This is a genomic window from Nitrosococcus watsonii C-113 (assembly GCF_000143085.1).
GTDB lineage: Bacteria > Pseudomonadota > Gammaproteobacteria > Nitrosococcales > Nitrosococcaceae > Nitrosococcus > Nitrosococcus watsonii.
In genome coordinates this window covers 1,362,294-1,388,240 of record NC_014315.1, presented here as the reverse complement: position 1 = coordinate 1,388,240, position 25,947 = coordinate 1,362,294, and the positions used below count along the sequence as shown (strand labels likewise).

Below are 25,947 nucleotides of genomic sequence, written 5' to 3'. Positions count from 1 at the left end.
AATCCCTTTGATCGTTCTTAATTATTAGGAGCCACCGCCTCCTCGCTATCTCCATTCCCTTCTTTTTCTTTATGAGTTGCCTCAGGCGCTTCAGCTCTCATTTGGCGCTGCTCTACAAATTTACGAACCACGACATAAAAAATGGGTGTGAACACAAGGCCAAAAAAAGTGACCCCAAGCATACCACTTAAAACGGCCACCCCAAGGAGTTCCCGGCTTTCCGCCCCTGCCCCTTCGGCAATCACAAGGGGCAGTACCCCAAAGACAAAAGCAAAAGAGGTCATGAGAATGGGACGCAAACGCAGTCTGGAGGACTCTATCGCGGCCTCATACCGACTCAAAGCCTGTTTATCCTGTAATTGCTTGGCAAATTCAACAATTAGAATCGCATTTTTACTCGCCAGCCCGATAAGCACGATAAAACCAATTTGGGTAAAAATATTATTATCCATACCCATAAGCCAGACACCTATAATGGCAGACAGTAAACACATGGGCACAATCAGAATAACCGCTAGCGGCAACGACCAGCTTTCATATTGAGCAGCAAGCACGAGAAAGACAAATAATACGCAGAGCGGAAAGATATAAACGGCGGTATTGCCCGCCAGGATTTGCTGATAAGTCAGCTCCGTCCATTCAAAGCCAAATCCCCGGGGCAGTTCACGCTCGGCAATGGCTTCCATTAAAGCAATAGCTTGTCCTGAACTAATTCCAGGCATCGCATCGCCATTTACCTCCGCGGCAGGAAATAAATTGTAACGATTAACTTTATCGGGACCCGTGGTTTCTTGTATATCCACTAAGGCACCAAGGGGCACCATCTCACCACTCACGTTACGGGTTTTCAGCAAATAGATATCTTCAGGCTGGTCGCGAAAAGCTCCATCCGCTTGAGCGATAACCCGAAAAGTACGGCCAAAAAGATTAAAATCATTAATGTAGAGCGAGCCCAGATAAACTTGCAGGGTATTGAAAACATTATCAAGGGGCACCCCCATAGAACGCGCTTGGATACGGTCAATATCCAAATAAATCTGGGGAACATTGGCCCGGAAGGTGGTAAATAGTCCGCTCAACTCAGGGGTTTGGTTGCCAGTGATAATCATCTGTTCCACCGCATCTTGCAGAGCATGCAACCCACGTCCTCCTTGATCCTGGATCTCCATCTTAAATCCGCCGAGGTTGCCGATACCCCGCACCGAGGGAGGAGGAAAGACCCCGATAAAGGCTTCCTGGATTCCGCCGAGCCGCTGCTGGAGCGTTTCGGCAATAGCGTTAGCGCCCAAGTTTTCCTCTGTGCGCTCCGAGAAAGGATCTAGAATGACGAAAATAGTGCCCACATTAGGCTGATTCCCGCGCATGATCACTGACCACCCCGCTACCGCATTGGTACTCAATATACCCTGCGTATCGAGAATAATTTCATTGGCCCGCCGAAGCACCGCGTCGGTACGTTCCAGGGAAGCCGCATCCGGAAGTTGGGCGAAGACAATCAAATAGCCCTGATCCTCCTGGGGAATAAAACCGGTCGGCACTTGCGTAAATCCCAGATAGGTGAGCCCTAGCAATCCACCATAGATTCCTAACATCAACACACTCATCCACACGAAACGGCGGATAAGTAGCGTATATTGGGTCCGAAACCAACTAAAAGTCCCATTAAATCCCTTAAAAAACCAGCCAAAAAGACGATCGAGCCAACGCTGCAAGATATCCTTCTTTTCATCCGGGGATTTCAAAAAAATAGCGCTTAGGGCTGGGCTCAAAGTCAGAGAATTAAGCGCCGAAATAATAGTAGCGGCGGCAATGGTCAGTGCAAACTGCTGATAAAATTGACCGGTAATTCCCGATATAAAGGCCGTGGGAATAAACACCGCACTCAGCACCAAAGCCATGGCAATGATCGCCCCCGATACTTCCCCCATGGCCTTAAGCGTGGCTTCCCGGCGCGGCAGGCCCGCCTCCAGGTTACGTTCCACATTCTCCACCACCACAATGGCATCATCGACAACAATACCGATAGCCAGCACCATGGCCGCTAGCGTCAGGGTATTAAGGGAGAACCCCAGGGCCGCCAATACCGCAAAGGTGCCAATCAGAGAGACGGGGACCGCCAGCATGGGAATTAAGGTCGCACGCCAATTTTGCAGAAACACCAGCACCACCACCAGCACAATGAGCACCGCTTCAAACAACACTTTGACCACCGATTTCACTGATTCCTCAATGAAAGTAGTGGTGTCATAGACCACACGGTAGGCGATTCCAGGAGGGAAATCCTTGGCTAACCGTTCCATGGTTTCCATCACCGCCTGCTTGGTCTCTAGGGCATTGCTGCCGGGCCGCTGAAAAATAATGATTCCAACGGTAGGCTGGCTGCCAAGATAAAGATTAGAGGTATAGTCTGCGGCGCCTAGTTCAATACGCGCGATATCACGAACATACGTCACTTGCCCCTCAGTGCCGGTTTTAACAATGATCTCGCCAAACTGCTTGGCCTCGGTAAGCCGCCCCATGGTATTAACGGTTAGTTGCAGATCAGTACTACCAGGAATGGGAGGCTCACCTAAAGTACCCGCAGCAACCTGCACATTCTGTTCCCGAATGGCGCGCACTACATCCATCGCCGTCAACTCGCGGGAAGCAAGACTTTCCGGATCGAGCCAGACACGCATACTATAATCACGACCTCCAAACAGGGCGATATCTCCTACCCCAGGTAACCGCGCCAGGGCCTCGCGAACATGGATGAGGGCATAATTACTGAGGTAAATTTGATCATAGCGTTGATCCGGTGAAATAATGTTGACGACCAAACTCAAATCGGGGGAACTCTTACGTACTGAGATCCCCATCCGGCGGACCTCTTCCGGCAGCCGAGGCTCTGCTAACGCCACCCGGTTTTGCACCAGCACTTGGGCCTTATCCAGATCGGTGCCCAATTTAAAGGTAATGGTGAGCCGAAGCGCCCCATCGTTGGTTGCCTGAGAGGACATATACAGCATATCCTCAACGCCGTTGATCTCCTGCTCAAGGGGAGTGGCAACGGTTTTAGCCACCGTCTCCCCACTGGCGCCAGGATAAGTGGTGCTTACGACGACTGTCGGCGGAGCAATCTGGGGATGACGTTCAATGGGAAGAGCCAGGATAGCAAGACCGCCAATAATAATAATCAGAATTGACAGCACCGATGCGAATACAGGGTGATCCGTGAAAAAACGAGCAAAATTCATGGGTGTACCCTTAACCTTGGCCGGGAGAAGATTCTTGGCCAGTCTCAAAAATAACTGGCTTAGCGCCGGTTTGGGTAGATGCCTCCGAGGGGGCTATCATGGGCGCCAGCTGAGGGATAACTTCGATACCTTCCCGGGCCCGTTGGACACCCTTGATAATGATCCTCTCCTCCGGCTCCAGACCAGCACGGACGATGCGCAAACCGCCTACGATAGGACCTAGCTCAACCCGGCGGTAGGCAACCTTATTCTCATCATTCACCACATAAACGAATTTTTGCCCCTGATCCTGGCTAACCGCCCGATCTGTAATCAACGTGGCCCGATAGCGGCCACTCCCAGGTATTCGCACCCGAGCGAAAAAACCGCCACTTAATTGATCATCCGGATTAGGGATGACAATCCGGGCCCGTACAGTGCCGGTAGAAGGGTTCGCCCGGGGCGCCACATAATCGATAATCCCATGAAAAGGAAAATCCTTGTCCGTGGCAAGGCCCATTTGAGCTGGAATCCGCGCATAGCGTGCGCTCACCCGGCTGCCTTCTTGGTGCAAGCGCCTATATTTAAGCACCGCCCGCTCATCAGCATCGATATAAACATAAATGGGATCGATGGAAACCAAGATGGCAAGTAAAGTAGCATTACCCTCGCCTCCCCCAATAATCAAGTTGCCCCCATCCACTAGCTGCCGGCTAATACGCCCTCCTATGGGTGCTCTGATCTCGGTAAAGTTAAGATCAAGGCGAGCGGATTCAACGGCAGCCTGCATTTCCATAACCTCTGCCTGGGCAACCTGTCGCTCGGCAAGTCGTTGGTCGTATTCCTCACGGGCAATCAGTTTTCTCCCCACCAACTGTTCGGCGCGCTCAAGTTCCGTTACCGCCAAAGTAAGCTGGGCCTGGGCCCGCTTCAAGCCTGCCCGGGCCTGGGCCAGCACTGCCTGGTAAGGACGTTGATCAATGACGAATAGCAAATCCCCTTTCTCAACAATCTTGCCTGGCTCAAAAGCAATCTTATCAAGATAACCACTGACCCGAGCGCGGATTTCTACGGTCTTTGCCGCTTCGGTACGCCCTGTATAATGATCCCATTCAACGATCTCCCGTTGAATGGGATGGGCAACCGTGACTTCTGGTGGCGGCGGTTCCGAAAGTTGGGGATTGGGATCATTGCAACCATTTAAACCAAGAAGAAGGGCGGCAGCGACCCCAACACAGGAAAAAGATTTAATCATTAGGGTCTTTTTCTATATTAGCTAGCTAGCCGCTAGCGCTTTTTCTCAAGGCATCCTCCTTATACTTCCTTAACGTAACTAGGCGAGTATCGCCTCATTATGATAAAAAGCGCAAGATACCTGGTAATTACAAATAAAAATATACCTACCACTATAGCAATAGTAAAAACAATAGGATAGGGAACTTCCGCTATTATCTCAAAAAGAATTTCCATAGTCGAAGGCCGATCGGAAGTATAGAAAGGGTCATATTTCTGGATAATTTTCCTCTCTTGAAACATCAGTTCAGTCAGTCTTTCATCCAGTTGCTCCACCCTTTCCGAATCGGAACCTGGATTTATTTTAGCTTTAAGAAATTGGAGATAAGTGCTACGAAAATCTCTTCCAATATCGTTAAGTAGCTCATTATCTATATCAGTAATTTGGCCATATATCGTAGTCGAGGAGTCCGACCGCGAGGCTAACCACATACTGGTAAACGTTGCCGAACCAATAATAGCGACTATTATCGGGATAATTAGCAGCCACATCCTCATTATCTTGCCGAGGTCGGCACTGCTGATACGCTTTTTCTTTCTGTCCATTAATTACCTTCTTTAACATATATATTTAAGAGCTTGATTTTTCCAAGATCTATTGACCCATATCCTTTAAGATCTAGAAAAGCCCCCTCGCTAGGCCTGCTTTCCTTGCCGTCTGCGCCAAAAGTTTCCCCAGTCTGCAAATTATATTCCCCAGCCTAGCAGCGAAACATTGGCGGGTGTCCTCCATTCTATTGTCGCTCGGCCTTGCCAGCGTTGCAATCGTGCCACATTGAGTGAAGCCGTCCAATCTCTATTCTCATTTTTCAACATAAATCTAGCCTATTCCCGCTCCCCTTGGCAGAGTGAATCAGCTTGCCTCTCGCGGCTACTTCGCTATTCTCAGCAATTAAGGCGTCAAAAAACTTAGACTCAGAAGGAGAGCTAAAATGAACGATCCACGTATCACGATCATGCAAGGGGGCATTACGAAAATGGAGGTGGATGCCATTATCAACGCCGCTAATCAAACTCTTTTAGGGGGAGGAGGCGTGGATGGGGCCATTCACCGGGCTGCTGGGCCAGAACTTAAGGAGGAATGCCGGAGCCTGGGCGGCTGCAAGACGGGAGAAGCTAAACTCACCAGGGGATACCAGCTTCCAGCAAGATACATCATTCACACGGTCGGCCCTATCTGGAAGGGAGGTCAGCGGAACGAGGATCAACTTCTAGCTCAATGTTACCGAAATAGCCTAGCGATTGCGCTAGCAAAAGGGATTTCAACCCTCGCCTTTCCTTCTATTAGCACAGGCGCTTATGGTTTTCCCCTTAAGCAGGCTTGTCGGATCGCCCTTCAGGAAGTGAAGACATTTCTTGGCCAAGATACCACAATTAAGCAAATTTACTTTGTCTGTTTCTCTGAACAGGACTTTAAACAATATCAAGAAGCATTTCAAACGATGCAGGCATAAGAAAAGGAAAAGTGGGTGAAGCATAAAAAAAATCAAAAATATAAACCATATAGACAAGCGATCTCATCACCTCTCTCCTAATGGCTTTGCCTTTCTTGGGACAGGCTATTGCCGCGATGCCTTAAAGTACTTACCAAGGCTCCCGGCAATGTGCGAGACTGGGATGTCCAAAATACCACCAAGAACATCACTTGATACGTATCAGCGTTAAAAGCGAATGCGGTAACAATATACCTAGTCAGCTTTATCTCTTATTTAGAGTATTGAGTAACAACGGCATGGGGCAATCTATTGCTGCGGAGAAGGCGCGTAACAATTCAGCCTCTATAACAGAAACATGGTTGTTTACCGTAATAGAAGCAACACATGCTTTCAAAACACGGGGTTTCAGCAATGGCTTTAGCAAGGCCAAGCGATCAATGGCGGTATCAAGTTCATTTAAATTAATAACTGAACTTTGTAATAAGTTTATATGAATATTTGCCAATTTCTTTTTCCCTGCCCTAAAAGCCTTTTCCGCATCTTTGTAATTATCATGCTCGGCATGAACCAATAAAGACAATAAAATCCCAATTTCATTTTCTAATTGAGATAGATCGGAGTATTTCCCAATAGTGGAAAATGCTGGATGTTTGTTAAACACAGAATCTAAATTATGGAAGACAATTTTTTGTAAAGCCCACTGAAAAACACTAATTTTATTATCTGCCTCAATCAATACAGAAAGGTTTTTCTTAAATAATTGATATTGTGATAGCGACAGCTGGCGCATTGAGGCAACGCTGAGTTCTATCAAGGGTAAACGAAATTGATTCCCCAAAGCATCAACGGGGGCTAACAATCGAGCCGTTAACTCATAAACGCCTTGATCTCCTTGCTTTTTTAAATGCTCTAGCTGCGATTTACGAACTTCGGAATCCTTATTTATTACTAAGGCATGAATTAAAGCTCTAGCGCCATAAGGTTCCCGCACTGCTTCAATAAGCGTATCGGGGATTTGTTCGATAAGGCTACGAGCATACTCCAAATGTTGCTGCTGGGGACGGCCAACGTGATTCATGGCAAAAGCAATATCTGCCACTACTGGAGAAACCGCACCCTGAAAAGGAAAACTTCGATTTGCTATGGGTTCTAGGGTTTCCGCGGACATCCTTTCATCGGCTTGACGACCAGCTTCCAAGAATTTCCCATTCCAGTGGGGCTGAATGCGGCGAATCCGATCGTCTAAAGGAGGATGGGTTGCCAAAAAGGAAGCTAGCATTGAACGAATGCCATTAGCAAAAAAGGCATGACTTACCTCCGCTGCCGAAGGGCTTTCTAACATTGAACCTTCGGCAAAACCTCCAATTTTTTTTAAAGCATCGGCTATACCATCCGGATTACGGGTAAATTGCACGGCGGAAGCATCCGCAAGGTATTCCCTTTGACGGCTTACCGAGGCTTTAATAAGGCTGCCAAAAAAAGATCCAACGGAACCAATCGCCACCAACCCAAGTCCCAAAAAAACGGTGGCCACTGTGTTATCGCTCCGCCTCCCCCGAGAGAAACTTCTGCAACGTAATAAATAAGAACCGATGATACTAATGATTAATATGCCATGGAGCAAACCCATCAATCGAATATTGAGGCGTATATCGCCGTTAAGAATATGACTAAATTCATGGGCTATTACCCCCTGTAACTGATCGCGGTTTAAATGCCGTATGCTGCCTTCGGTTATCCCAATCACTGCATCACCTGGCGTAAAACCAGCAGCAAAAGCATTAATCCCCGCTTCTGGTAGAACATACACAAGGGGCACGGGTGTACCCGAGGCGATTGCCATTTCCTCAACGATATTAAGTACTTTATGCTCCGATGACGGTAGCTCGGTATTGGGGCGAAGCAAACGTCCGCCTAACATTTCCGCAACCACTTTGCCGCCAGAGGAAAGCACCATCATCTTATAAAAACTCGCCACAGCCACAATAGCCGTGACTATAAAACCAATGCCAAAAAACATTTGCCAATCGAATGCGCGCAGCATGGCTTCCCAAAAAGCCCATGAAAGGATATCCACGGAATTGCCGTTGCTTACTAGCATGCTATCAACATAACGGCCAGTCACCAGATCATTACCAAAATAGGCGGAAAATGCCCCCATAAATGCCATCACAAGCAAATTGGTCAACAGAACCAATACAATAACCGCAACGATAAAGAGCAGGACAAAGCGATTTGTATTCCGACGGGCATCATTTTGCGCTTGAAAAAAATCCATGGGACACCAATTGCAATGGAAAGGCTTTTATTAAAATGAAATGCTTGGAGCGGCTTGAATAGCTTGGCTATCTTCAAACTGTAATAATGCCGAATCCGGACCATGGCCAAACATACCAGCAAGCATGTTCTGCGGAAATGATTGCTTATAAGTATTGTAATGCATGACGGCATCGTTAAACGATTGTCTGGCGAAGGCAACTCTGTTTTCTGTACTCGTCAGCTCTTCGCTGAGCTGCATCATATTCTGGTTGGCTTTAAGATCGGGATAATCTTCCACAACAATATTAAGCTTACCAAGCGCACCAGTAAGCGTTTGCTCCGCATTGGATAACCGATTAATAGCATCCCCATTGCCAGGATCAGAAGCAGCTTGCCGCAAACCTGTCATCGCCTGGTTTCTAGCAGCGATGACTGCCTCCAGGGTTTTTCGCTCGTGTTGCAAATATCCTTTAGCTGTTTCCACTAGATTAGGGATTAAATCATAGCGGCGTTTTAACTGAACCTCGATTTGTGCAAACGCATTTTTATAGCGGTTTTTAAAGGCTACTAACCGATTGTAAATTACAATGACATATAAAATCATTGCTACGATTATCCCTAAGGTAATAATACCCGTCATTCCCATCTAAAGACCTCCATGAGTAGAAAACTAATAATAATTCTAAAATACCCTTACGAATCCCTTCACTAACCTTTAAAGTGAGTGTTAATCAACCCACTAATATATAAGCCCCCTACCGAATGATGACTTACACCTTTACACTATCGGTTAATTTGTTGATATGTTTATTCTAAGATAGAACCCCTGCGTGAAAACTATTGCTTACTTCATTACTTCCCATGGCTTTGGCCATGCCGCGCGGGCCTGCGCAGTCATGGAGGCGGTACGTAGGAATCTTCCTAAAATACAATACGAGATTTATACTCAGGTTCCTCCTTGGTTTTTCCAAGACTCCCTACAAGGAAATTTTAATTACCACGCCTTACTAACCGATATTGGAATTATTCAGAAATCACCCTTACATGAAGATTTAAAGCACACACTACATGCTCTTGACTGCTTCCTTCCTTTTAACCCCTCTCAAGTGACTAGCCTTGCCAGGCAAATCCAAAAAAAGCAATGCGAGCTTATGCTATGCGATATCTCGCCTTTGGGAATCGCAGTGGCCAAGGAAGCAGAAATACCGGCGGTACTCGTCGAAAACTTCACCTGGGATTGGATTTACCAAAGTTACCTTAGCCAGCATCCAGAAATAGGCAAATATATTGATTTTTTTAAGGGTCTATTTGAAACAGCGGATTATCATATCCAAACCCAACCAGCCTGCCATCCCGCACCGGTTGATTTAAGCACCCCACCCGTTTCCCGGAAAGCAAGGCTTCCTAGGCAGCAAGTTCGAAGCAAGCTCGGCCTGCCCCAGAATGCTCCAGTTATTTTAATTAGCATGGGGGGCATTCCTCCATGGCACTACCCATTCCTAGCGCAAATAGCTGCCCAGCAAACCATGTTTTTTATCTTTCCCGGGGTGGGTGAGAGTCTACAACGTCATGAAAATATGGTTCTTTTACCCCACCATTCCGAATTTTTCCATCCGGATTTAATCCAAGCCTCGGATCTGGTATTGGGAAAGCTAGGCTATAGTACCCTGGCCGAAACCTACTGGGCGGGCATCCCCTTTGGCTATATCATCCGAACCCATTTCCGGGAATCAGAGATACTCGATAAATTTGCGAAACAAGAGATGGACGGTTTCGGGATGAATGAAACCCAATTTAACAGGGGCGATTGGATTTCCCAATTACCTTATTATCTCAATTTACCTTCCCGGAAGCGCTATAGCCCCAATGGCTCTGAACAAATAGCCCGTTTTATTCTCTCCCTTTAACCGTGAATTTATAGGCACTCCATGGCAAAGCAAAAAAAAATAAACCCTTTTCGGATCTTTCTTACCGTTTGGCAATTGGGGCGCCAGCGCCCCCTTGTTTTACTGCTGCTGGTGCTGGCAAGCGGAGTCTGGTATGGCTATGAAGTGTATATTGCCCGCCCCGGAATGGTATATATGGGTATGCCTAAAGCCGAAAACTGGAAAGAGTCCGATACCTGGACCCGCATTTTCCGCAATGATGGCTTCATGGTGGGTTATTCGGACCTGCGAGGTAACCCCCTATGGGTCAGTTACAAGATCACATCCATTCAGGATGACACTCACTATCAACGCCCCCAGCGATTCAGTGCCGACTGGCGCAATCTGACCCATATCACCCACGATGATTACCGCCACAGCGGCTACGACCGAGGACACATGGCGCCTAATTACGCAATTAGCCGCCTTTATGGAAAACCGGCTCAACTGGATACTTTTCTCATGACCAATATCACCCCGCAAAAATCCAATTTAAATCAGAAATTGTGGCAGCGCCTGGAAGAAGTAGAAATCGATCATTTCACCCAACAGTTCGAGACGATTTGGGTATTCACCGGTCCAATTTTCGATCCTGATATCGAGCGGCTGACATCCTCCTACTGGGTGGAAATACCCGATGCTTTTTACAAAATCTATTTTGCCCTCCCGGATGAGAAAATGCTTGCCTTTATTGTCCCCCAGCAAGTGCGAGGCAAAGAGCCTCTGGATAAATTCCTGGTCAGCGTCGATGAAGTGGAAAAGAGAACCGGCTTTGATTTTTTCCACGAGCTAGAGGACACACGGGAAGAACAATTGGAATCCTCCATTAAACCGGACCCCTGGCGGCTGAACGAGGTTGCCCAGCTACCCGCCCGCTATTAGCGGGCAAACCAAGGTATCAAGGATTTTTAAGCCGCTCTAGCCTCAGCCGGTGTCTGGCATCCGTCGACCAGTAAACAGCCCCCAGCACGGCGCTCACTGATCCGAACGCCGTACCGCCGGCAATCAAAAACATAATCAGCATTTGATATTTCACCGCTTCCATGGGCTCGGCGCCGGCCAAAATCTGACCGGTCATCATTCCTGGTAAAGACACCAGGCCCGTAGCAGCCATGGTATTGATAATGGGCATCAAAGCGCTGCGCAGGGCAATCTGCACCACGGGAAGAGTCGCCTGCCAGCGCGTGGCACCCAAGGTCAGTTGGGCTTCAACAGCATTGCGATCCCGCACCAAGCCGGTCAAAAGGCTATGGAGTCCCAAGCTGATTCCGGTCATGGTATTACCCAAAATCATGCCTAGCAGAGGCAGGGTATAGCGGGGATCATACCAAGGGTCGGGCCGGATTTGCGTGGTCAAGGCAAAAACGGTGACCAAGCTGGCCGCCAGCAGCATACATCCCGTCCCCAGACCATAGGACCAAAACCCGCTCATCCTGCGTTCCTGACGGGCCATGATTTCCCGCCCGGCGAACAAAATCATAGCCAAGGCGGCAAGACCGGTCCACCCTGGCGAAGATAGGGCAAAAAGAGTCTTGAGCACCAACCCTACAAGCGCTAACTGCACGATCATGCGAAAGGTGGCAATCAGCAGTTGCCGTTCTAACCTAAGATTCAGACAAAAGGACAAAGTACCATTGAGAATCACCAATACCGAGGCAATGGCCAGATCGAAAACCCCGAGAGAGATATAATTCAAAGCCACTCCTCGCGAACATGGCCATTTTCTAAAAAAAGGCAACGCTGGGCGACCCGACGGGCCTGGGCTGGATCATGGGTTACCCAAAGGATACTCGTGCCCATTGTCAGGCATTCCCTAAGAACTTGCTCAACCGCACAAGTGGTTTTATTGTCCAATCCGGAGGTGGGTTCATCCAGCAGCAATACCCGCGGCTCCAATGCCAGCGCCCGGACTAAGGCAAGACGCTGGCGCTCACCGGTAGATAAACGCTCTACGGTTCGGTCTTTAACCACCGCGGGTAAGCTTAGGGCCTCTAACCATGAATTTACGGCTTTCCAGTTGGGAAAGTGGTCAATCACATAGTCACTCCACCAACCTGGTTCGGAAGGTAAATAAACCACCTGCCGCCGCCACTGGGGCGCGGGAATAGAGTCCCAGGATTTACCATCCAGGCTGACTTCGCCCTCACGGGGATCCAGATCGGCAAGGGCGCGCAGTAGCAAACTCTTGCCGGCACCAGAGGGGCCCTGCACGGCCATGCACTCTCCATCTGCCAAACTAAAGGAAACAGAAGATAGTCCCATCCGCCGTAAATGATGAACGATTAACAGTAGATTAGCACCTCATCCAGAATCAGGCCGAGTACCCACAGACACACTTACGCTTCTCGTAAGTTTAAGCTATCGCCAAAAGGCCCGTAATTTATTCTTTTATCAAAACCAATTACAATGGAATACTACGCAAACGCTGTCTTCTCCACAGTCCACAAGGATAGTTCCCTGGCACGGTAAAGTAGGTCATACTTTAGCTATGTTTATCGAGCTTCGACATCTCCGAACTTTACTCAGTCTCCGAGAAACAGGTAGCGTCAGTCAAGCTGCCGAGCGCCTGCATTTAACCCAGTCGGCGGTCTCCCACCAGCTAAAAGCCTTAGAAGAGCACTTTGAATGCCCCCTGTTTACCAGAAAAAGCCACCCCCTGCGGCTAACGTCTGCGGGTCAACGCCTGCTAGAATTGGCAACCGCCATCTTGCCTCAAGTGGAAGCGGCAGAACGGGAACTGGCCTCCATGGCGGATGGACGTGCCGGACGGCTCCATATCGCCGTGGAATGCCATAGCTGCTTCCAATGGCTACTGCCCTCCATGGATATCTTTCGTAACCGCTGGCCGGAGATAGAAATGGATCTTTCTCTTGGCTTTAATTTCGAGCCCCTACCAGCCCTAGAACGGGGCGACATCGATCTAGTGGTGACATCCGATCCCCTTGATTTACCCAATATTAGCTATGAACCCCTATTCCGGTTTCAAGGTATGCTGGTGATTCCCCCCCGTCACTACCTAAGCACCAAGGTTTGGGTAGAACCAGCCGATCTTAAAAAGGAGGTTTTGATTACCTACCCCGTGGGCCGGGATCGGCTGAGCCTTTACACTCATTTTCTAGATCCGGCTGGCATCGAACCCGCAGGCCAGCGAACCGCGGAACTTACCCTCATGATCCTGCAACTGGTCGCCAATAATCGAGGGGTGGCCGCGCTCCCTAACTGGGCCATTGTCGAGGAAATAAAGCAAGGTGCGGTAAAAGCCCTCCCTCTAGGCAAAGAGGGACTATGGGCGACTCTCTTCGCGGCGGTACGAGCGGAGGAAAAAGAGCGCTTCTTCATGCAGGATTTTATCCAATTAGCACGGGAGACCTGCTTTCAAAACCTCTCTGGAATTCTGCCTGCCTCAGCGGATTACCCTACTAATCACGCGCTATTTTAATAACGGATAGGAATATATGCTCCCTGATCTAAAACAACTTAGTAAAATCGTCACCGACACCGCCCAAGAACAATTGCTACCCCGATTCGCTGAAATAGGTAGTCGGCAAAAAGCCGATGGAAGCCTATTGACCGAGGCGGATTTGGCCATGCAGAACCAAATAGGTAATCTTTTAGTTGATCGCTGGCCGGCATTTGAATTTCTCAGCGAGGAAATGGATGAGACAATACAAACCCGCCTGCTCACAAACACCGATAAAGGAGTATGGTGCCTCGATCCCCTTGATGGCACCCGTAATTTTGCTGCTGGCATTCCTTGCTTTAGCGTCTCCCTGGCCCTGATTTTAAAACAGGAAGTAGTGCTAGGACTGGTCTATGATCCTCTACGCGGTGACTGCTTCAGCGCGCAAAAAGGCCAAGGGGCATGGCTCAACGGCAACCTTTTAGGACAACGCCGTCCTGACTATTCCTTGCAGGAGGGTATTGGCTTAGTTGACTTTAAACGTCTCCCCCCGGCGCTAGCTGCCCGTTTGGCCACGGACCCCCCCTATAGTTCTCAACGAAGCCTGGGATCAGTCGCCCTGGACTGGTGCTGGATTGCTGCCGGCCATGGCCATGTGTACCTCCACGGCAGGCAAAAGCTCTGGGATTACGCCGCGGGCAGTTTGATACTGAGCGAAGCAGGCGGCCATGCCTTAAGTTTAGCGGGGGAGCCCGTCTTTCGCGCTACCCTAGAACCACGCTCAGTAGCCGCAGCCTTGGAAGAGAATTTGTTTAATGAGTGGATCGCCTGGTTAGGCATTGATTCCAAAATGGGTGCTTAATAACTTCTCCTTCCCTCCAGGAAAAATGACTTCAGGCAGGGATAATCCGGAAGGAAAGAGGTATTCCCTTCTCAAAGCAAAACTCCCGTGGCACATCAAGATAACAAAAAAGATAACCGCCAATTCGCCACTGAATTAGAAGAGCTTTTAAACGCTGGCTACCTGACTCGGGCAACGACTCGCCTAGCGACCAGCGATCCGCCCACCATCGCTAACATCCTGGAAGCCTTTCCCTGGGAGAGGCGGCTTCAGATTTGGCAGCTGCTGACCCCCCAGATTAAAGGCGCGGTACTCATCGAATTATATGAAGAGGTCCAGGATGGACTCATTGCGGAATCGCTCCCAGAGGATCTCATTAAAACGGTCTCTGGACTCGATATAGACGATTTGGCTGATCTCTATGAACGCTTACCGGAAAAAGTCCGGGCGGCTGTTCTGCAGGCCATGGATGAAAAGCGGCGGCAACGCTTTGAGGCCGTACGCCACTATCCCGATAACACCGCTGGTGGTCTGATGGACGTGGATGCGGTAGCGGTTCGGGACGATGCCACCCTGGATACGGTGCTGCGCTATTTGCGCAGAATTCGGCACCAGCAGGGAGCACTTCCTGAGCACATGGATGCCATCATTGTGGTTGACCGCGCTTCCCGCTATATAGGTATGCTCTCCCTCAGTGACTTAGTTTCTCTGGAAGAAAATTGCGCCGTCTCTGAGGTCATGCACACCGAGTCCAATCCCATTCCCGCTCTAACGCCGGCGAAAAAAGTGGCGCGGTTATTTGAGGATTATGATCTGCTCTCCGCCCCCGTGGTTGATGAGGATAACAAATTAATCGGCCGCATTACCGTAGATGACGTGGTGGATGTGATCCGTGAAGAAGCCGACCGCGCCCTAATGAGCACTGCGGGGCTGGAAGAGGAAAGCGATATCTTCGCGCCTATCGTCACAAGCGCTAAACGACGGGCAATCTGGCTAGGCATCAATTTGATCAATGCCTTCCTTGCTGCCTGGGTCATTGAGCAATTTGAAGGCTCCATTGAACAACTCGTGATACTGGCCGTATTGATGCCCATTGTTGCCAGTATGGGTGGTATTGCCGGCACCCAAACCTTGACCCTAGTCATTCGAGGCATTGCTCTAGATCAAGTAGGGCCTGGTAATATACGCAGGGTACTGGGAAAAGAACTGGGGGTGATTGCAATCAATGCCCTATTATTTGCTTCCACGGTAGCTACTGCCATGATAATTTGGCATCAGGATAGCAGTTTGGGCTTGGTATTTGCTTTGGCCTTGGCCATTAATCTGCTGAACGGAGCCATGGCCGGGGCCATAATACCCTTTGCGCTGCACAAACTAGGTATTGACCCTGCCCTTGCTGGCGGTGTGGTACTCATGGCAACCACGGACGCTCTTGGATTTTTTACTTTTCTCGGTCTAGCTACTTTTTTTCTCCTGTAATTCCCGCGTACTTTCATTTCAGGTTGCCAATGATCTTCCGCAGGCTTGGATATTACCAAAGCTGCCTCGCGAGCGTGAGCACTTTGGGAATCAGACGCTACAGTAAAAAATGCCCTGGAGACCCTGGCAAATTAATGATTGAACAGCATCTTCATTACTCCAACTGCTTGCGGCGCTACATTGCTGGAGTATAAGCAGCAATTCCTTTTAATGGATGAATCGCTGGTGAGTGCGCTTTTTATATTCGCTGCCATGGACTTCTCTTTAAAAAATGGCTATCCCTAGCCTTGGATCAGTCCTAATAAAGGTAAACTTTACCACTTTGCGTTTTTACGGTAAGCTCCACTTTCTATCCAGTCCGCGAGTATTTGAAGCTGTTTATCTGTTAAACATTGCCAGATAGGTGCGCTGGTTCCGTAATCAATATCATCCGAGCGGGTAGCATCCCCGCGTCCATCTGTGCGCCAGCCTGCGGCGCGCCAATACATCAGGCTCTCGCGGGCGAACAGCCAGTTAATCCACTTGCTTCGCCATGGCGCTTTAGCCCTACCCCTGCTATCCTTGGTAAAGCGGTCAAACGCCTGCTTTTCGGTCATAGCGGCAAGGTTAATTTCAGGATAATTAGCGTCGCACTGCTGAATAATCGGCCAAATGTCAGCCGTCCACTCTAGTAACGTCCCGCTAGCAGAGACTGGCGTCGGTGTAGCATTGGCCGCATCGGAGTCTTCGAACCGAGGGGGATCATCGTCGTCATGATTATGACACCCCGAACAGGTGCGAATTTCTCCGGGTCTCAACGACATGGCCATTTTATCTCTAGCAAGCGATCGGCCTTCGCTATCAGCACCCGCCATAAAGAACGGCGTATCGCAAGGCACCTCGGCGGTAAAGCTACCGTCCGGCTGCATGGGCACGGTGCCAAGCACCTCGAGCCTGTGCGTTGAGAAGGCGTCAAAATCCCGATGCAGCACGCGCTTATCAAACATAATGGGCCGCCAGAATTTAATACTGGTCATAAGGGATGGCTTGTCAACCCCGGTCATTGAGCAACCTTGTTTTTGGCATGGGTTACTATTGTCGGGTCCGAAGTAACCCCATTCATTGTCAACCTGCATCCGGTTGCTAGCGGAACGCAGGATACACTTGCCATCCTGAGTGCTTTCCGCCATCTTCAGCACGGGCGGTTTCTCAATACCGTAGATAGCTTGATAGGGCATGACAGGCTGTGGCTGTATCTCATGCCAGTGCGGGCTGTTAACAATTAAAACACGACTATCAGCGTCCTGTTCCGGGATAGTGCTTTGCGTATAAATCCCAAAATCGCATCCAATGTTATCTTTAGGAACGCGTCTATAACTATGATAGAAGCCGCAAACACCCTGTCTATCCGCGGCAAACACCAGCCCGCCATCAGGCAGCCCCATCGGGTCGCGCGTCTTGCCGATTCCGCCGGGAATAGATTGATGATCGCCTGACATACCCCACAGACCAAGGTACCTACCCTCCTTTGCCTTGAAGGGGAATTTGCCCTCGGGATGGTTCGGTGTAGGATACTTAAAGCACTGCACGTTACCAGAGCCAAGCGTGTTCTGGCGATAGTACATAGTCGTGCACATATCGCCATTACTGCGAACACCGAAAAAATGTAGAGCGGTCAGGGTGATATTGTCGGGGTTAGGCAAAAAACGGGCATGAGCACCCCAAATAGCGTTATGCTCGGAGCCGTCTTGACGAGTTTCGGCGATATACCATTTGTTATCTAAGGTCGAGTTCTGGGTAGTTTCCAAATCGCGTTTCCAACTGGAAAAAAGCACCTTGCCCGTGGGGTGGATAATCGGATGCAGCGCATCACCCAGAATATCCGGTGAGATATTATGGGCACCACTACCGTCGATGTGCGCCCGCCACAGTTGCGAGACCTCTCCATCGGGGCTGAACCCATCAATAGCCCCGGCTTTGATATGGTCCCGGTTGGAAACGAATAAAATATCGCCATCGGGCAACCATTGGGGCTGCATATCAAACACACCCTTGACGGCAGGCCAGGCGGTGTGTGATAGGTCCGTTAAATCCACGAAATGAAGGGATGCCTGTTGAGGGCTTATGACTTTATTGACAGGGGAGTCCTGGTGTTGCCGCATCGTGCCCTCAATGAGGGTATAAGCAACGTGCTTGCCATCATAGCTCACCCGTGGGTCCACCACTAAACACGTCGGCTCACCTATCTTAGAATCCTCGCAGTGGTGCAGGATAACTTCCTCACCACTGCCTTTTAGCCAGACCAGCTCACCTGGCGCGGTAATTCGACTACCCCGTGAGCTATCGGTGCCCTGCCGGGTGACATCTATCAGACGGTCAGCGGTAGAGGTGGAGTACCACGTCTCACCCTTGATAGTGATGGGTGTTTCAGTTCGTTTTACCCGTGCGTAGACAAACCCGTCAATGGTTACCGTTTGCCTGGAGTGATTATCTGTTTCCAGCGTACTAATATGATCCTCATGATCAGATAGATCTTGATCGATACTATCTAGACTTCCTTCATTCGCTATAATTCTGCTCTCTAGGGGCGATAGGTCTTTAAGTTCCATGAACGTAACTTCGGCCATCACGGGCAACGCAAATATCGCCGCTGTAGTGAGCGCAATCAATACTTTTCTCATAATGCTCCCTTGTAATCAGTGAAGCCAGCCGATCCAGAGCAATGGCTTCCAAGCTGCGCATCGTCTATAACGACATTAATTCGGGAGATAAGAGAGTTTCGCTTGGCAAGAACGGACTTAAGTCACATTATCGACCACAAGCTGCCGCCCGCAGACTAAACGGGCGTTATCACTTTTTAGTGCGCGATAAGCCGTAGTATGGGCAAAGTTGAGCTACTCGGAGTTTCGATGCACCCCATCTCCAGATTTCAGTAAGCACCTTGCTTTACAGTTTTCTATAGGCTTCACGGCCATGTTTATGGACGATTTCCGCAGGGTGTCTGGCTACTACGGGAGATGGCTTTGTGGAAATAGAATGACTCCGTTGTAATAGGGAGTGACTCATATCCGAAGTTATCTTCATATGCATGATAGGCACGGAAATCAAAGCTCTCCCCTAAGGATCTACAACCGCCTGCGAACAAGGCTCAACCTTAGAAACCGGTGGACATACACCTCGATTAGCCAGTTCCCTTTAGCCTTATCGGAAATAAAACGACTGAAACGAGACTGAGGTGCCTACGTCAAATTGCGGTACGAACCAAAGGAGTTTGTTTACTGGGAGATTATCGACACGGGCACGTCCTGGAGAGATCTGCCACCGGAGTTAGGCGGTTGGAGCAATACCCACCGGCGTTTTATTCGTTGGCGCGGTATTGCCACCAGGTACGCCAAAAATACATTTTCATTCCTCGCTGCTGTCCAAATCAGCTGCATAGCACTCTGAGCTAATAGCTCGTAACTACGCTACTTAGAGCCTTCAGATCTACCCGATCACTTGTTACCCAGAATCTCATTGATCGCATTTTTTCCTCGATCACTCCTTAAGTACCGCTTTGATTTCTCCGGACACCGAGTTACGAAATAATTCCCGTATGGAGACGGAGATTGAAGATGTGGAGAGAGTCAAAATTTGGTAAGGTAATATCCATGATACACATCATTCTTGCTTCGCTAATCTTGCTGTTCGGAGGCGCGCTCGTTTTCGGCGGCGTCAGGCTAGGATTACTCGGTGGCAGCTGGGCCTATTTGGTACTGGGTGTGCTGCTCGCGCTTTCAGCGCTTCTCCTCTTGGCGCGGCGTAAGAGCGGGCTGGCAATTTATGCCGTAGCGATCACATTTGCGATTGGGTGGGGCGTCTGGGAAGTGGGTCTCTATTGGTGGGGTTTGGCGCCGCGCGTCGGTATCATCATATTGCTCGGCCTGCTACTGTTGCTACCTGCCGTGGTCCGCAGTTTGCCGCATGGTAGTCCCGGCTTTCGCGGGTACGGGATTGAGGGGGTTGGTCTGGTTGGTGCGATCATGCTCTCAGTAATAGTAGTCGGTCTCGCTATGGCAACCCAGTCGAAGGATCTACCGGGCGAATTTGCTCAGACACGCATGGACCAGGATACGGCGGAAGTGCCGCGCGGTGATTGGTCGGCCTATGGTGGAACGATCGCGGGGCAGCGTTACTCGCCGCTCGCTCAGATCACCCCTGAAAATGTAAGCGAACTGGAAGTCGCCTGGGAATATCACGCAGGCGATATCCACGTAGATCTTCCCGGTACGGCTTTGGAAAGCACACCGCTCATCGTGAACGATACAATGTATTTGTGTACCCCGCAGAGCGAGATCATTGCGCTCGATCCGGTGACTGGCAAAGAACGCTGGCGATTCAGTCCAAATCTCGTCGGTCTGACAGACAAACTGTCGACCTACGCGACCTGCCGCGGACTCTCCTATCATGACGCGACCAGCTTGGGATGGGAGGTCTCTGGGGAACCGCCGCCTGATAAGAAGCAGGCGCTTTCCCTTGTGGAAGCGAGTATGGCGGGCGTAACGATCGATGCATCCGGCGCGGCGCAGAACGTGGTGGCCGGTACCGCTCAAGCCGGAGCACCAAACCCCGTCATCGTGGACGACGCGCCGACCAATGCAGAGCCGATTCGCTTAGACTGCCTGCGCCGTATTTTTTTACCGACGCGTGATGCCCGCCTGATCGCAGTGAGCGCTGAAACAGGAATAATCTGTCCCGGCTTCGGCGGCGAGGATGGCACCGTGAATCTGTGGATCGGACAACCGAATGTGTCGCCAACTACCTATTACAGCACGTCTCCACCTCTTGTCACCAACGAGGTCGTGGTCGTTGGCGGCAGCGTCAACGACAATCTGTCGAACGCGCTTCCGTCGGGGGTGGTGCGAGCGTTTGACATCCGTACCGGGCGCCTTGTCTGGAACTTCGATCCCGGCAACCCGGAGTCCACCGAGCCGATCACGGTCGGCGAGACCTATACCCAGAACGTGCCGAACAACTGGAGCCTTGCCAGCTATGATCCCGAGCTCAACCTGGTGTATTTGCCAATGGGGAGCGGCTCGCCAGACCAGTATGGCGGCGACAGAACGCCCGAGCAAGAACGCTTCTCGGCGTCGGTCGTAGCCGTGAACGCCTCTACCGGTGAGGTAAGATGGTCATTCCAGACTGTTCACCACGACATATGGGACTACGACGTGCCGGCCCAGCCGAGCCTGATCGATCTCACCATCAGCGGTCAGGTGGTACCCGCGCTTGTTCAGCCAACTAAGCAAGGAGAGATCTTCGTGCTGGATCGACGCACCGGAGAGGCAATTTTGCCAACTGAAGAAATTGCCGTCTCACAAAATGCTGTGGAAGGGGAACAGCCCGCACCAACGCAGCCTGTCTCGACAATCTCTTTTGCCCCTGACGATGTCACCGGCGCGGACATGTGGGGACTATCGCCCGTCGACCAAATGATGTGCCGCATCAGTCTCGCCCAACTCCGCTACGAGGGTCGGTACACGCCGCCGAGCTTGGAAGGTACTCTCACTCATCCCGGCAGCTTCGGAATTTTCAACTGGGGCGCTGTTGCCGTCGATCCCGTCCGCCAGATCATGTTCGGTATGCCTGTCTACCTCGGCTTTATCTCGCGGCTCATCCCACGCCCCAACACACTGGACGAGATCGTTTCCGCTCCCGGCTATCCAATGGGTAACGAGAACTTCGGCACGCCGTATGCTGCCGTACTGCGACCGTTTATGTCGCCGTTGGGCCTGCCTTGTCAGTCGCCGCCCTGGGGCTATATTGCAGGCGTGGATCTGACGACAGGCGAAACCGTATACCAGCACGTTAATGGTACCGTTCGTGATGTGGCGCCGATCCCTTTACCATTCGAGGCGGGTGTACCCGGCATCGGTGGCCCCATCGTGACAGGCGGCGGCCTCGCCTTCCTGTCCGGCACGGTAGACTACTACGTACGTGGCTACGATCTGGCGTCTGGCGAGGAATTGTGGAGGTCGCGGCTGCCAGCGGGTGGCCAATCCACACCGGCCACCTACATGGGGCACGACGGCCGGCAATATCTCGTTGTCGTAGCCGGCGGACACGGCTATGTCGGCACCAAGCTAGGAGATGCAGTGATCGCCTATTCATTGTCTCGAAGCAAGTCCCAGTAAAAACAGTCCTAATGGTGCGCTGTTGCAAAATGAGGCATCCCAAAAAAGTGGACAACCTCCTGATTGGTTAAAATAAACCGATTGAGGAGAAAGAGAATGGAACCTAAATTACCGGATTATACCGAACCCTATTACTTTACCTGAGCGGAACCATCATCTCTTCTACGGTGATCGTAAAGGATGTAGGCTATAAAAATGATCAAGCTTATTATTGAAATCCAAAACATTCCTATCCGTAACCGCTCGTTTGTTTCCCCTAAATAGGCAAGGAGAACAATAAGCGGCAAAATACCAATAAAGGTTGCAGCCATAAATCGCCAGTAATTCATCCGTAACAACCCGCCCACAAAACTGATGGCATCATTCGATAGAAAAGGAGAAAATCGAATAACAATGACTGTCCAAAAACCGTACCTTTCTACATATTCTTCTATCTGGTGACGGGTTTTCAATCCAATTAGTTTATCCACTGTAATAGGACCCAACCAACGGCCGACAAGATAACCCACGGTAGAAGCCACCAGAACTGCAAGTAAAGCCACAACCCCACCCCAAAAAGAGCCATAAGCAAGGATCGAAACGACAAAAAGAACTACCGACGGGATAACTACCAAAAACATTTGGGCTACCATGGATAAAATGATAACAATAGGTCCCCAGATTCCAAATTGTTCTACAAAGTTATGTAGTTTTTCCCGATCACCGCTAAATAAAATAGTAAAGGCGCGATTAATTGAATCCTGAAAAGAAGGCCAGAAAAAATATAAGCCTATTAAAATAAATATAACCCCCACAGAGAGGGTAATGAATGGTCTTTTATGGCTGATGTTACTAGTTTTTTGAAATAAACTATTCACGGTACTTCCTTTAAGAACCAACTCTAAATATGAAATTAAAAAAACCTCTTTTATCGGATGAGGTAGTAGGCATGATGATCAAAGCAACTTCGAAATAGTATTTATGTCTACGTCCTGAAATACTCGACAACTTCCCTTCACCGCCGAACGCCACAATAGTATTTATAATTTTTCTCTTGTATCTGCCATCCACTAAATAATAGTGGGTAAAAAGCATATTTAACAGTTTGTCTCATACCATAGACGGTATTGTTTCAAAAGATACCTGACCTAATTTCGACACCGTAACTAGCAGTGGCACAGTTAAAAACGAATAAAGAGGCGCAAGTTGGTGATGCTTAATTTAAATGTCCTTATCATTAGTGCAATTTTTACATCTTGATTGTGTAAAAATTTCATAACCACTAACCTCACGCACACCGTCTTGCAGACATTTCTATAACTAAGAGTAATAGGGGTAATTTTGTGCCTATACAATAGCAAACAAGTAGCATAAAAATTAACCACCTTTATCACTTATACAGCAACAAAAAAATGGTAGTCTTTTATTACTGTGCTATTTTAATGGTACGAGCATATATATCTATATTTGATAGGGTAATGTAGCAAGTCTAATATGATAAAAGATCATAGAGAAGAAAAAGCATCCTATAATCTTTATCCTAAGTGCTGCTTATTTTATCGTTAAAATATTAATTATTTCAAATAGCTAAGAGGTTTTTTCAAATGACGGATACTACCTTGCAAAAAGAAATTGACGGCCTAAAGAAAGAACTAGGTCAACTCCGTAAAGAAATAGGAGGGGTAATCTCAGAAGTTAAAAGCCACGGCCAAAGCGTCGCCCGGACAACCCAAGACAAGGCCGAAGAAAGGCTAGATGAAATACTAGCAAAACTGAATAAAGCATACGTATCTGCCCGTGAAAGTGGCCAGCAGGCAACTATAGCGACCCAGAGGGAAATCAAAAAACATCCGGTGGCAAGCGCGAGTATTGCTGTTATAGGTATCGCCTTTTTAGTGGGATTACTGTTACGAAAATGAATGGCAGCTAACTTTATTAAAGTTTTTAATTCGCTTGTAAGAAGTGTAAGATGTTCTCCTTAATTATGAGGGCAGCAACCTCCGCGCCCTCTATAGTATTTGTGAACTAGCTTACCAACCGCTGATAAAGCATAGGCAAGACCTGGGTAAGACGATCAAGCTGGCCCACGATGGCATAATCTCCCTGGCCAAATAAATAAGGAAAATAATCCTGGGCCTTGCGGTCGATAGTAATCCCAAACACCGATAGCCCCGCCCGGCGGGCTTCTAAAATTGCCCGCCGGGTGTCTTCGATTCCGTAACGGCCTTCATAACGGTCCAAGTCATTGGGTTTTCCGTCACTCAACAAAAGCAAAAGACGGTGGCGCTCGGGGCGCGGGGACAATTGCCGCTGAACATGGCGCAGCGCCGCACCCATGCGGGTGTAATAACCAGGGCGCAGGGCCGCAATACGCCGCAAAACCTGGCTGTTGAAGGGCGCCGTGAAATCCTTCACCGTAGCCACGCGGACAAAATGCCGTTTGCGCGAAGTAAATGTATAAATCCCAAAAGCATCCCCGCAGGTGGCCAGGCCAGCGGCCAGTGCAGTCAAAGCTTCTTTTTCCACTTCCAATATCCGGCGGTTATCAATCCAACTATCAGTAGACAGGGAAACATCCACCAGAATAGCCACGGCTAAATCCCGGGCCTGCTGGCGAGCCATGAGATACACCCGCTCAGAACCATGGCCGCTGGCTATTAAATCACAATGGGACCGCACCACGGCATCCATATCGGGCTCGGCGCCATCAAGCTGGCGGCGCAAGAGCTCGCGCCTGGGACGCAGCGCTTCGAACTGGCGCCGGATTCGGCGAAGCCGACGTCTGGCTTGAAGATCGGGTGCCCACATCTCTCCCTCCTCTGCAGCCATCTGGGCAACAACCCGGCAATGGCGATCATGATAACCCTGACGGCGGTAATCCCACTCTGGATAGGTGAGTTCGGCAAGCAAGGCAGTAGGATCGACATCCTCGGGTGCCAGATCAAGATCAAACTTAAGCTTAGTGGCCGCCCTTTTCTGATGGGGACTCAGGGTTAATTCCTCCATGGTGTCGGCAATCTCTTTGGCGGCCTCTTCCTCCTCATCTTCCACCGCCCGATTCACATTCACCATCTCAGCCCAGCTGATGAGCTTTTCAAAACGGTTCAGCAACAGCGGGTCATCCCGCTCGCATTGATCCTGTCTGCTCCGCTGGGCTTGTCTTCGGAGACTATGATCTTCTTCTTGCCGATTACCGCCCCCATCCTCCTCGGAAGGGGACGGCGGAGAATTCGAGGATTTTGGGTTGCCCCTCATTTCTCCCCATAAGGGTACTGGCAAGAAAGGATGGTAACGCTTGGCAGCATGCCAGTGGGTAAAATCCGGTTCCAACTGCATAATCGCCTCCAAAAACTGGTTACCAAGAGGATGATTTGCATGCTTGTCCCCCAATAGCCCTAGAACCGCGGCTTCTAGCGCTTGCTCTTGCGCCGGTAAAGAGCGCGGTGGCCGCAACACCCGCACAGCTTCGCCAAGCAACTGATAACTCCGCGCCAATCCTGGATAGCGGCGGCTAACAATTAAACTGGTCCAGTAGGCCCAATGCAAAAAGGCCAGATCGGCTTGGAGCGGATCGACCGGACACGGCCGGGAAGGAGCCTCCGCCAAGGCAAAAAAAGCAGCCAACCAAAAATAAAGACGCCGGTTGAGAGAAGCTAACGGAAAACAGGCGATAGAAACGGGCAACAATAACCGCTCAGGACTGCATTCTGCCTGTGGCAAGCGTTCTTGATCGAGGCCCAGGCGCTGCCGTAATCCCAACCGATGCCCCGAGGCTCGGGCTCCCCCTGCCGCCAGCGCCAGCCCCGGCGTTCCTCCCAATCCCCGGAAGAAAACGCTGAGGGAAGCGTGCACTGAATCCAACGCTACCTCAGCCTCCGGATGATAAGGATAGCTGGCAGTTTGCCCCACCAGGCGGTGCCAATAGCGGCCAATCTGCTCTTCCAGCTCCAGAAACTGCCACATGGAAG

Annotated in this window: 18 protein-coding genes and 1 pseudogene; 9 read left to right on the top strand and 10 right to left on the bottom strand. The window is 49.9% G+C overall.

Going from position 1 to position 25,947, the window contains the following annotated elements; translation table 11 throughout:
- Nucleotides 1-17 precede the first annotated feature (17 nt).
- The 3 genes from NWAT_RS06345 to NWAT_RS16970 form a co-directional block, all read right to left on the bottom strand.
- On the bottom strand, nucleotides 18-3,236 hold the full coding sequence (locus tag NWAT_RS06345) for an efflux RND transporter permease subunit (RefSeq protein ID WP_013220309.1): 3,219 nt from the start codon (nucleotides 3,234-3,236) through the stop codon (nucleotides 18-20).
- A gap of 10 nt (nucleotides 3,237-3,246) precedes the next feature.
- On the bottom strand, nucleotides 3,247-4,470 hold the full coding sequence (locus tag NWAT_RS06340; protein WP_013220308.1) for an efflux RND transporter periplasmic adaptor subunit: 1,224 nt from the start codon (nucleotides 4,468-4,470) through the stop codon (nucleotides 3,247-3,249).
- A 414-nt stretch (nucleotides 4,471-4,884) separates the two neighbouring features.
- Entirely contained in the window at nucleotides 4,885-5,073 is a 189-nt protein-coding gene (locus NWAT_RS16970) for a hypothetical protein (RefSeq protein ID WP_198342182.1), read from the bottom strand.
- Nucleotides 5,074-5,440: 367 nt separating this feature from the next.
- Here NWAT_RS16970 and NWAT_RS06330 point away from each other — a divergent pair, with 367 nt between their 5' ends.
- Complete coding sequence (locus NWAT_RS06330) at nucleotides 5,441-5,962, top strand: O-acetyl-ADP-ribose deacetylase (protein ID WP_013220306.1); 522 nt, start codon at nucleotides 5,441-5,443, stop codon at nucleotides 5,960-5,962.
- Nucleotides 5,963-6,206: 244 nt separating this feature from the next.
- On the opposite strand, the gene NWAT_RS06325 is transcribed toward NWAT_RS06330, so the two are convergent.
- Both NWAT_RS06325 and NWAT_RS06320 read right to left on the bottom strand, forming a co-directional pair.
- The gene (locus tag NWAT_RS06325; protein WP_013220304.1) at nucleotides 6,207-8,222 is read right to left on the bottom strand and encodes a M48 family metallopeptidase; all 2,016 of its coding nucleotides are present in this window, start codon (nucleotides 8,220-8,222) and stop codon (nucleotides 6,207-6,209) included.
- A 30-nt stretch (nucleotides 8,223-8,252) separates the two neighbouring features.
- Nucleotides 8,253-8,849 (bottom strand): LemA family protein, encoded by a 597-nt coding sequence (locus NWAT_RS06320; protein WP_013220303.1) that lies wholly within the window; start codon nucleotides 8,847-8,849, stop codon nucleotides 8,253-8,255.
- Between the two features lie 184 nt (nucleotides 8,850-9,033).
- Here NWAT_RS06320 and NWAT_RS06315 point away from each other — a divergent pair, with 184 nt between their 5' ends.
- Entirely contained in the window at nucleotides 9,034-10,110 is a 1,077-nt protein-coding gene (locus tag NWAT_RS06315; RefSeq protein WP_013220302.1) for a hypothetical protein, read from the top strand.
- 21 nt (nucleotides 10,111-10,131) lie between these two features.
- Nucleotides 10,132-11,010, top strand: coding sequence for a DNA/RNA non-specific endonuclease (locus NWAT_RS06310; RefSeq protein WP_013220301.1), 879 nt, complete (start codon nucleotides 10,132-10,134; stop codon nucleotides 11,008-11,010).
- A 16-nt stretch (nucleotides 11,011-11,026) separates the two neighbouring features.
- Here NWAT_RS06310 and NWAT_RS06305 read toward each other — a convergent pair whose 3' ends face one another.
- Together NWAT_RS06305 and NWAT_RS06300 are read right to left on the bottom strand one after the other, a co-directional pair.
- A complete protein-coding gene (locus NWAT_RS06305; RefSeq protein WP_013220300.1) occupies nucleotides 11,027-11,824 on the bottom strand; it encodes an ABC transporter permease in 798 nt (265 codons plus the stop codon).
- Nucleotides 11,821-12,390 carry an ABC transporter ATP-binding protein gene (locus NWAT_RS06300; RefSeq protein WP_269724275.1) on the bottom strand — a complete coding sequence of 190 codons (570 nt, stop codon included), beginning with the start codon at nucleotides 12,388-12,390 and terminating at the stop codon, nucleotides 11,821-11,823. Before NWAT_RS06300 ends, NWAT_RS06305 begins: the two co-directional genes overlap by 4 nt.
- A 226-nt stretch (nucleotides 12,391-12,616) precedes the next feature.
- Between NWAT_RS06300 and NWAT_RS06295 the strand changes: the two genes are divergently transcribed.
- The 3 genes from NWAT_RS06295 to mgtE all read left to right on the top strand — a co-directional run bounded on the left by NWAT_RS06295 (nucleotide 12,617) and on the right by mgtE (nucleotide 15,848).
- Nucleotides 12,617-13,567, top strand: coding sequence for a LysR family transcriptional regulator (locus tag NWAT_RS06295; protein WP_013220298.1), 951 nt, complete (start codon nucleotides 12,617-12,619; stop codon nucleotides 13,565-13,567).
- Between the two features lie 16 nt (nucleotides 13,568-13,583).
- Nucleotides 13,584-14,390, top strand: a complete 807-nt coding sequence (locus tag NWAT_RS06290; protein WP_013220297.1) for an inositol monophosphatase family protein — start codon at nucleotides 13,584-13,586, stop codon at nucleotides 14,388-14,390.
- An 87-nt stretch (nucleotides 14,391-14,477) separates the two neighbouring features.
- Nucleotides 14,478-15,848, top strand: a complete 1,371-nt coding sequence (gene mgtE, locus NWAT_RS06285) for a magnesium transporter (RefSeq protein WP_013220296.1) — start codon at nucleotides 14,478-14,480, stop codon at nucleotides 15,846-15,848.
- Nucleotides 15,849-16,162: 314 nt separating this feature from the next.
- On the opposite strand, the gene NWAT_RS06280 is transcribed toward mgtE, so the two are convergent.
- Nucleotides 16,163-18,508: an HzsA-related protein gene (locus tag NWAT_RS06280; RefSeq protein WP_013220295.1), complete on the bottom strand. Its 2,346-nt coding sequence runs from the start codon at nucleotides 18,506-18,508 to the stop codon at nucleotides 16,163-16,165.
- A gap of 682 nt (nucleotides 18,509-19,190) precedes the next feature.
- Here NWAT_RS06280 and NWAT_RS16965 point away from each other — a divergent pair.
- Nucleotides 19,191-19,274 (top strand): annotated as a pseudogene (locus NWAT_RS16965) (IS5/IS1182 family transposase); the annotation flags it as partial.
- 203 nt (nucleotides 19,275-19,477) lie between these two features.
- A complete protein-coding gene (locus NWAT_RS06275) occupies nucleotides 19,478-22,000 on the top strand; it encodes a membrane-bound PQQ-dependent dehydrogenase, glucose/quinate/shikimate family (RefSeq protein WP_041350913.1) in 2,523 nt (840 codons plus the stop codon).
- A gap of 131 nt (nucleotides 22,001-22,131) precedes the next feature.
- On the opposite strand, the gene NWAT_RS06270 is transcribed toward NWAT_RS06275, so the two are convergent.
- Complete coding sequence (locus NWAT_RS06270) at nucleotides 22,132-22,857, bottom strand: TVP38/TMEM64 family protein (RefSeq protein WP_013220293.1); 726 nt, start codon at nucleotides 22,855-22,857, stop codon at nucleotides 22,132-22,134.
- Nucleotides 22,858-23,583: 726 nt separating this feature from the next.
- On the opposite strand from NWAT_RS06270, the gene NWAT_RS06265 reads away from it, so the two are divergent.
- On the top strand, nucleotides 23,584-23,898 hold the full coding sequence (locus NWAT_RS06265; protein ID WP_013220292.1) for a DUF883 family protein: 315 nt from the start codon (nucleotides 23,584-23,586) through the stop codon (nucleotides 23,896-23,898).
- A 106-nt stretch (nucleotides 23,899-24,004) separates the two neighbouring features.
- Here the strand turns inward: NWAT_RS06265 and NWAT_RS06260 are convergent, their stop codons facing one another.
- Nucleotides 24,005-25,942, bottom strand: coding sequence for a nitric oxide reductase activation protein NorD (locus NWAT_RS06260; RefSeq protein WP_013220291.1), 1,938 nt, complete (start codon nucleotides 25,940-25,942; stop codon nucleotides 24,005-24,007).
- Between the last annotated feature and the right edge of the window lie 5 nt (nucleotides 25,943-25,947).

What these genes read in the sequence shown, in the direction of transcription:
- NWAT_RS06345 (WP_013220309.1), bottom strand. Translation starts at nt 3,236, where the DNA reads ATGAATTTTGCTCGTTTTTTCACGGATCACCCTGTATTCGCATCGGTG.
- NWAT_RS06340 (WP_013220308.1), bottom strand. Translation starts at nt 4,470, where the DNA reads ATGATTAAATCTTTTTCCTGTGTTGGGGTCGCTGCCGCCCTTCTTCTT.
- NWAT_RS16970 (WP_198342182.1), bottom strand. Translation starts at nt 5,073, where the DNA reads ATGTTAAAGAAGGTAATTAATGGACAGAAAGAAAAAGCGTATCAGCAG.
- NWAT_RS06330 (WP_013220306.1), top strand. Translation starts at nt 5,441, where the DNA reads ATGAACGATCCACGTATCACGATCATGCAAGGGGGCATTACGAAAATG.
- NWAT_RS06325 (WP_013220304.1), bottom strand. Translation starts at nt 8,222, where the DNA reads ATGGATTTTTTTCAAGCGCAAAATGATGCCCGTCGGAATACAAATCGC.
- NWAT_RS06320 (WP_013220303.1), bottom strand. Translation starts at nt 8,849, where the DNA reads ATGGGAATGACGGGTATTATTACCTTAGGGATAATCGTAGCAATGATT.
- NWAT_RS06310 (WP_013220301.1), top strand. Translation starts at nt 10,132, where the DNA reads ATGGCAAAGCAAAAAAAAATAAACCCTTTTCGGATCTTTCTTACCGTT.
- NWAT_RS06300 (WP_269724275.1), bottom strand. Translation starts at nt 12,390, where the DNA reads ATGGGACTATCTTCTGTTTCCTTTAGTTTGGCAGATGGAGAGTGCATG.
- NWAT_RS06295 (WP_013220298.1), top strand. Translation starts at nt 12,617, where the DNA reads ATGTTTATCGAGCTTCGACATCTCCGAACTTTACTCAGTCTCCGAGAA.
- NWAT_RS06290 (WP_013220297.1), top strand. Translation starts at nt 13,584, where the DNA reads ATGCTCCCTGATCTAAAACAACTTAGTAAAATCGTCACCGACACCGCC.
- NWAT_RS06280 (WP_013220295.1), bottom strand. Translation starts at nt 18,508, where the DNA reads ATGAGAAAAGTATTGATTGCGCTCACTACAGCGGCGATATTTGCGTTG.
- NWAT_RS06275 (WP_041350913.1), top strand. Translation starts at nt 19,478, where the DNA reads ATGATACACATCATTCTTGCTTCGCTAATCTTGCTGTTCGGAGGCGCG.
- NWAT_RS06265 (WP_013220292.1), top strand. Translation starts at nt 23,584, where the DNA reads ATGACGGATACTACCTTGCAAAAAGAAATTGACGGCCTAAAGAAAGAA.
- NWAT_RS06260 (WP_013220291.1), bottom strand. Translation starts at nt 25,942, where the DNA reads ATGTGGCAGTTTCTGGAGCTGGAAGAGCAGATTGGCCGCTATTGGCAC.